The following is a 7,360-nucleotide window of genomic DNA, read 5'->3' on the forward strand; positions in this document are numbered from 1 at the left end:
TACACAATTCTGCAACTGACATTTCTGCTCGTAAAGCTTCCATGACAATTTGGATTTTCTGTTCGGAACTAAAGATTCTTCGTGTATTTCTACGAATCTCTTTGATGAAATTCTCTGCTGTTTTTTTATTAGGTGTTTTCATACTATTTCAAAGTTAATAATTTTTGAAAACACTCTCTTAGTTTTTGTCTAAATCAGTCCACTTTTTGCTGACGATTTACAGTTGTTTTCGATTGATATTATTGATGAAATAAAACTACTGTTTGAATTTAAACCAAATTTCTTTGTTAGTAGTAACAATCTATCTATTTCTGATTTATTATTATGAACTAGTTTTTTTATTAGTAAAATATTAAAAGCTATTTTTTCAATATTATCATTCGTTCTTTTAGCTTCATCAACAATTTCTTCTTCTTCTAAATCAATTACTTTTAGCTCTTTGAAGGATTGAACTTTACTTATGTAATTTTCACTTTTAAAAAATTCAATAACTTGACTTGCTATTTTATCTATTAATAACTCTTCATCAATCCAATTACCATTACTTTCATTTTCCAAAAGTTTTAGAAAAGTAGTTAAAGAACCTGTACAGGACATGTGCCAAAATTGTTCTAGCTGATAAAAGTACCATAATGAAAAAGTTTCGTCTATTTCATCTTCAATTAATCCTTTTGAATGGTACGCATCAAATGTTAATCTATAATCAAAAAAAGCATCATCATATAATGTTACTGTTTCTAATAAAAGTTGAATTGTCTTCTTTCTAAATAAATTTGAATTTTCTTGTTTTGGCTCGTCATTACCTGTTAACAAATGCCAAATCAAACTATGTTCTGTAGTATTTGATGGGATTTGAATCATATTGAAAGGAACAATCAATTTATCCATTTCAGATTGAGTTATCCTTCCTCTTTTCATAATCTCTACAAATAGTAATGCTATTTCTAAACCAATATTTTCTTCAAAAGCAACTGCTAATTGGTAGCCAGAAATTTTATTTTCAATATCAAATTCTGTTCTTATAAAGAATTCACTATCAACATCAAATTCTCTAATTAAATTTAGTTGCTTTAATGAACTGACATAATTTTGACCAAAAATACCTCTTGGATTTTTCCAATAGGTTCCATCTTTAGTTTTTTTATCTTCACCAGTTCCAATAGTTAAATTAAATTCATTTTGTGTTGTATTGTATATCTCTAAAGCTTTGGTTATACCTCCAATACCTTGAACTCCTGTTTTAGCAGCTAATAAAGACAGTATAAATTCTGCTCTACGCAAATGATCAAATTGCTCTTTCTTACTTGGTTTACTGATGTATTTGGCATAAGAATGAAAAAACCAACAGTAAAAAGAATAATATCTAATACGGTCTGTTACATTGTTTAATCCTGGTAATACTAAATCAAAAGTTTTACCACCTGTATTTAAAAGACCTAAAGGATCTTGTCCAACAATATGAACTAAAGGTTCTCCTAAAAATGGTGCTGCTATTTTATTTTTTTCGAATTGTTGAACGCTCATTATTATCCTTTAATTATTTTTAATTTTGCTTCGTCGTGTTCTTTGAAGGCATTACTTTGGGTTAAGTGATTTTCTAATGCTTCCATATCGTTTGCCACTAATGTTTCGCTGAATTCTTGGGCTCTTTGCAGCATTCTAATGTAAACAGCTGAATCGTCGTTTCGTGTTAATCTTCTTAATGCTCCCAAATAATCATCGCGATACACCGTAGGTATAATGATTCTTGTTTGGTTTGCTTTCACTAATTCGGCATTCATCATTACTCTTGCAATTCTACCATTTCCATCTAAAAATGGGTGAATTTCACTAATCATGAACATGATGTATGCTGCTTTTGCAAATGGTTCTTGTAGTGCTTGATAATAGTCAAATCCCTTTATTAGAGTTCCTCTTACTAAAGTATGGTCGACAAAGTGGGTTTCGCCTGCTCGGTTATTTTTATCTTTAAATTGTCCTGGTTTTTTAGAAGTTCTGGCTGCTAAAAGTATTTGATGTCTGTATTGCAATATGCTTAGTAGATCATCAGGATTTGAAGGTGTTGTACTCATTTCCTTTTGATTGCTTACTAATTTGTATGTTCCCAAAATGTCGTGTGAATCTTCGTTACGATTTGCAATTGGTGTTTCGGTTTGAATGATACTTTTGGCTTCTTCTATTTCAAAAATAGTTCCTTCGATATAATTAGAAAAATAAGCTTCAAAGAAAGCAAAGTTTCTAAAAGCATTGGTTTCTGTATTTACATCTTGTCGTTCTTTGTATGGTTGTTGCTGTAATTCTACAAACAGTTTTTCAAATAATTCTAAACGATGTTTGTCGTACGGATTTCCCAAAGCTCTTGCCACTGCGATTGGTGAAGTTAGTATTTTGGAAGGTTTTGTTGTTAGCAGAGCACTTATTAGTTTGTTTAGTTTTTCAAACTCCGATTGCATTCCTAGTTTTTCTGCTGTCTCTCTTGCTTTGTCTCTGAATTGGTTTAGCCCTTCTTCTCCTTTTACTTGTACAATTTGCTCTAGTTTGTTTTCAATTTCTGGTAAAGTAATTGTTTTGGAGGTTGGTCCCACTTGACGTGAAGATTGCAAATTTTCTAAAAATGCTCTTTCTTGTTGCGATACAAATAATTCTCCTGAAAATGGATTATCTCCTTCTATTGCTGGCATTCCTTCTATGAAACGAATTGTTATGCCTGGTAACTCTATTTTTTTTGTATAGGTGTAGGTTACAAATATTTGATTCGCTGATGTAGGTTTGAATTCTAAAGCGGAACGATGGCTTAATACTGCTCCTGGATATAGTTTTCCTAAAATGGTAAAGATGTTTCTTCTAATTATTACCTCAGCAGTTTCATTGAAATTAGAAGTATAAATACGAGGTGCAATTTTTCTTATTTTATCTTCCTTTTCAAGCTTACTTAATTGTCGGTTTAAACTACTGTCACTTGTTGCAAAAATGATTTCCTGAAGATGTATTGGTATGTTATTTTCCATTATAATAGCTTTTTCTTCTCAAATGTATTTATTATTTTCCACTAAAACATTATTTTAATCAAAAATTTTCCATTATAAACACATTGTTAATTGATTTTAATTTCCACTAAAATCAATTAACACTATTAAATTGAGCTTAATTTTCCATTAAAAAGTAGTTTTTGTCAATTAATTTCCAGTATAAGTTATGGAAAAAAATGTTATAATGATTAATTGAGCAGTATTAATAAACTAAAATAATTGATGCTTCACAATTATATGTTCCCTTTTTTTGTTTGTTCACGTAACGTGAACAATGCTTTTTTGTGAATACTAGAGTAATGTAAAATTACCCTCGTTTGATAAAGTTACAATTGCATAATAAATCTGATTGGTTTATTGTGCGAAAACTGGTTTATTGTGTTGAATGTTAATAGTTTGATTTTATAAATAATATATGTAAAATAAAATAATACTTTTGACACATTAGAAAAAAACATCCATATATATTATAGGTCAAAATTCATCAATTATCTCAACTGTTTCCATGGCAAAAGGACTTTCATCTATTAGCATTTGTAAAACTCTACGGAAATTATTTAGTTCCCGTTGTTCGATAACTTCCTGGATTTTTGTTCGACCTTTGTAACTTTTCTCTAAAATTAACTCGATTGCATCATCGATACCTGTCAATGTACTAGGCATATCATAAAGTTTTGCTATCGGTGCTGAAGTTGAATCAAGTTGAAACCATGCCGGATGTTTTCTGAACGCGGTTTCAAGTGCATTTTCGACAAAACCATTTCGTTTGTAAAATAAGGCAGCTTTCTCACGAATTCTCCCTTTCAAATTGTCCGGTAGAACAATCTTTAATTTAAAATCAGTATAGGTTACGCCGTCAATTATAAGTGGTGTTGCTTTCCTTGCAGTTTCTACTAAACCTTCCACAAAGTTCTTATAATACCCAATTGCAAGCGCAGTAGTTGGGTAAAGACTTAAATGACCAAGTTGATAATGTTCGTTAATTTTTTCAATATATTCATCACAAGCCGATTTGATTGAAGCATCATCTGAGGCGTTGAATCGTGGCATATATATTCCATTAAAGTCGGATGGAAGTTTAATGTCGTTTTCTACAAGCATGAATGATTTATGCTTTCCCATTGCACCAAGAAAAAGTGCCATTTCTAAAATAACATTATCTCTTGGTTCAATTACAATTTTATTGTTTGTTAAAGTTAAATCATCTGCTGTGGCTACAAAAATTCCAAAATCAAAGTAAGAAGCCATCTTTAATAAATTATCGAATGTGCTCTTATTTGGTTCCCACATATTTGGATCTTGCCAAAGATAACAATCACCAATTCCAGATAAATTAGCACGCACTTTTTCAGCAACAGGCAATCCTGCTTTCGATGAACCAATAAAAATTTTAGGTTTAAGATCAGTCATAATTAGTATGTTAAAATTGCACGTTTAATTACATTACTATTCAGTATTTCTTTTGCTGAATCTTCTATCAAGGAATCTAAATCAGTTTTCAGTTTTAGTAATTCTGGTACTGTTTCATCTTTTTCTAAAGGTTTTTCAATACCATTTGGGCTTTTCACACTTTTACGGTAAACACTATCAGTTATTAAGTGTTGAAGTTCTCTTGAAATAGCTTGTGCAATTTTTAATTCTTCACCCGAGGAATATTTCACGAGTTCATTCTCTATTGAATGTACGATAGTTGTTAATTGAAAACTAGATAGATAAATTTTTGAGTCTGAATCTGCCTTAAGTGTTTTTATCAATCTAATGCCACGTCTCGATCCATCAATAGTAGAATCACCTTTGTGGTTTACATTAGCGATTGTTGCAAATGGATAATCGAGAATTCTGGTTTTGGTTGTAAATTTAAATAGGTAAATACCTTTATAGTGTTCGTCCTGAGTTTCTTTGAATTTTTCAGAATGATACCAAAAGCAAAACACAATATCAACTTTCCTGTTTAGAGATTTATTAAAAATGGAAATACTTTTTTCTCCTGAATCGTCAACTTCATCATATATTTCTTTGAGAATCTTTACAGATTGCTTTCTTAGTTCAACTATATCCGCATTAGGATCGGAATAAGTGTAAGTATTATTTGGGTCTGACTTTTGAGGATAGTGATACCTATCTATTATAACTAGTAAATCAAAATCACTATGTACTTTGATATTTGTTCCTGTTCTAACTGAACCTTGAGTTTTATAGGCTCTGTTAAAATGTAAATTGAATCCATTTTCCAAATGTTTCTGTACACGTAAAGCTGCTTCCAGCGTTTTTTCATTATATTTTTTGTCTATAGGTCGCATAGACTCAATAAGATACTTGACATTATCAGGGATGTCGCGTGAACTGAAAGATTTTGAAAGTAAAGATTCATTTAATTCTGAATCGAATTTTCTAGTCTGCAGATTTCTTAAACGTTGTGTGTAATTTTGAATTGCCATAAGCTACTGTTTTTGAATTAATAATATTAACAGTACAAATGTCAAAGCGAACTGTGTAGTTTATGTGCACAATAAATAAAAAATAAATTTAAATTAAATTACCGCAATTAGGAATAAACTAATTACCTGTTTGTGTGTTGTTGAATTGTTCAATTATATTGAAAATACTAGTAGCTTGTTCTTCATTAAAAACACCATCAATTCCTAGACTGTGATAGTTTTTAAAAGGAGAATCGTATAGTTTTGCTGGATCAATTTTTCCATTGTTTGTAAGGAATAATTTAATGGTATCTAGAAATTGTATTTGAACCGCTGATAATTGGTATTTGTTAATGAAATTTGCAAAAGAAGCATTTACTTTTTCTGAAGATAAACCAATTAGACTCACTATAAATGCTACCAAATCTAAACGATGTCCTATTTCTTTTTCGACCTGTTCTTTTTGGATTTTATTTGAAAATAGAATTGCTTCTAAAGATTTTAATTCTTCTTCTGTAATTGATTCTCCATTTTGTATTCGACTGATGGTAATGTTATTTTTGTTTTCTCGAATTAACTCTTCTAAACGGTATTTGTTATTCGCAAAAGGATTGCCATAAGGTTCTTGAGTTCCTTCTCCGAAAATTGTTGTTACAATTTGATTTTCGAGAATTGCATCTTCAAAATTTGTTGTAACATATTTTTGATCTACAGGGTCAATGTATTTTACTAATTCACGAATGCCTACACGTATTTTTTCTAAATGATTTAATCCATTGTTTTTCCAAAAATCTTCGTTTAGTGGGAGTTTAACTATTTCTTCGTTGTGTTTGATTTCTGGTATTGTGGTTTTCTTTAATAGTTTTTTTGAGATTATGGCTACTTTAGTAATAGGCACATTTAAAGTTGCTAAAAACTCTTCCGTATTAGGAGTTTCAATGCGTTTTAGCATTAATGTGTACATTATTTTGTCGTAAAAACGAGCTAAATCAGAATCATCTTTTGTAGGTCTTACTAATGGTGCTAATATATCTAAAATGGTTTTGCATTCTTTTTTATCTAAGTGATTCCATACTTCTCTATTTGAAAAATCCATTACTGTTTCTATTTTCATCTTAACATCGAAACGGTCTTTGTTTAATTCAATAATGGAATTATGAAGTTCATTTAATAATCGAACACTATAATCTTGTAGCTCTGAATCGTTTTTAAAATTATCTTCTTTTAAGTATAAAGCCAATTGTAATTTTAATCCAAAAACAACTTCGGTTAAACTTTTTTGAGTTCCTGTTTCTATTCCATTAGGGTTTTCTCTGAAGAAATCGAAATTTCCATACAAATCAAATATTAAGAAGTTTTCTTTGTCTTGACCTTCCCCAAATAAGTTTGGACGTAAACGAGAACCTCTACCAATCATCTGCCAAAATTTAGCATAGGACTTGACTGGTTTGTAAAACATAAGATTCACACAACTTGGAGCATCAATTCCTGTATCCATCATGTCTACTGAAATGGCTATTTGTGGGAGTCTTTCTTTTTCTTCGTCGCAAAAACGTTGAATAAATTCTTCAGCTTTAGGTTCACCATGTGTTATTACTTTAACATTGTAAATCGTCAGCAAAAAGTGGACTGATTTAGACAAAAACTAAGAGAGTGTTTTCAAAAATTATTAACTTTGAAATAGTATGAAAACATCTAATAAAAAAACAGCAGAGAATTTCATCAAGGAGATTCGTAGAAATACACGAAGAATCTTTAGTTCCGAACAGAAAATCCAAATTGTCATGGAAGCTTTACGAGCAGAAATGTCAGTTGCAGAATTGTGTAGAAAGTATTCCATTAATGAATCTCAGTTTTACAAATGGAACAAAGAGTTTTTAGAAGCTGGTAAAAAGCGTTTAGCAGGTGATACCA

The 7,360-nt window shown here is 30.4% G+C and carries 6 protein-coding genes; 1 reads left to right on the forward strand and 5 read right to left on the reverse strand.

Translation table 11 applies throughout. The features are described from left to right. Positions 1-189 precede the first annotated feature (189 nt). The 5 genes from T1L09_RS00170 to T1L09_RS00190 form a co-directional block, all read right to left on the reverse strand. Positions 190-1,524 (reverse strand): hypothetical protein, encoded by a 1,335-nt coding sequence (locus T1L09_RS00170; protein ID WP_322548930.1) that lies wholly within the window; start codon positions 1,522-1,524, stop codon positions 190-192. 2 nt (positions 1,525-1,526) lie between these two features. Continuing rightward, positions 1,527-3,008, reverse strand: a complete 1,482-nt coding sequence (locus T1L09_RS00175) for a Fic family protein (protein WP_322548931.1) — start codon at positions 3,006-3,008, stop codon at positions 1,527-1,529. 495 nt (positions 3,009-3,503) lie between these two features. Next, entirely contained in the window at positions 3,504-4,439 is a 936-nt protein-coding gene (locus tag T1L09_RS00180; RefSeq protein WP_322548932.1) for an STING domain-containing protein, read from the reverse strand. Between the two features lie 2 nt (positions 4,440-4,441). Further along, positions 4,442-5,467 (reverse strand): nucleotidyltransferase family protein, encoded by a 1,026-nt coding sequence (locus T1L09_RS00185; RefSeq protein WP_322548933.1) that lies wholly within the window; start codon positions 5,465-5,467, stop codon positions 4,442-4,444. Between the two features lie 118 nt (positions 5,468-5,585). Beyond that, a complete protein-coding gene (locus T1L09_RS00190; protein ID WP_322548934.1) occupies positions 5,586-7,088 on the reverse strand; it encodes a type I restriction-modification enzyme R subunit C-terminal domain-containing protein in 1,503 nt (500 codons plus the stop codon). A 43-nt stretch (positions 7,089-7,131) separates the two neighbouring features. Here T1L09_RS00190 and T1L09_RS00195 point away from each other — a divergent pair. Then, positions 7,132-7,360 (forward strand): transposase (locus T1L09_RS00195; protein ID WP_322548909.1); only part of this gene is annotated, 229 nt, incomplete at its 3' end.

Origin of the sequence: Flavobacterium psychraquaticum (genome assembly GCF_034497725.1) — a bacterium.
GTDB lineage: Bacteria > Bacteroidota > Bacteroidia > Flavobacteriales > Flavobacteriaceae > Flavobacterium > Flavobacterium psychraquaticum.

Excerpts from the sequence above, each read along its gene's own strand:
- T1L09_RS00185 (WP_322548933.1), bottom strand. The coding sequence starts at position 5,467 with ATGGCAATTCAAAATTACACACAACGTTTAAGAAATCTGCAGACTAGA.
- T1L09_RS00170 (WP_322548930.1), bottom strand. The coding sequence starts at position 1,524 with ATGAGCGTTCAACAATTCGAAAAAAATAAAATAGCAGCACCATTTTTA.
- T1L09_RS00175 (WP_322548931.1), bottom strand. The coding sequence starts at position 3,008 with ATGGAAAATAACATACCAATACATCTTCAGGAAATCATTTTTGCAACA.
- T1L09_RS00180 (WP_322548932.1), bottom strand. The coding sequence starts at position 4,439 with ATGACTGATCTTAAACCTAAAATTTTTATTGGTTCATCGAAAGCAGGA.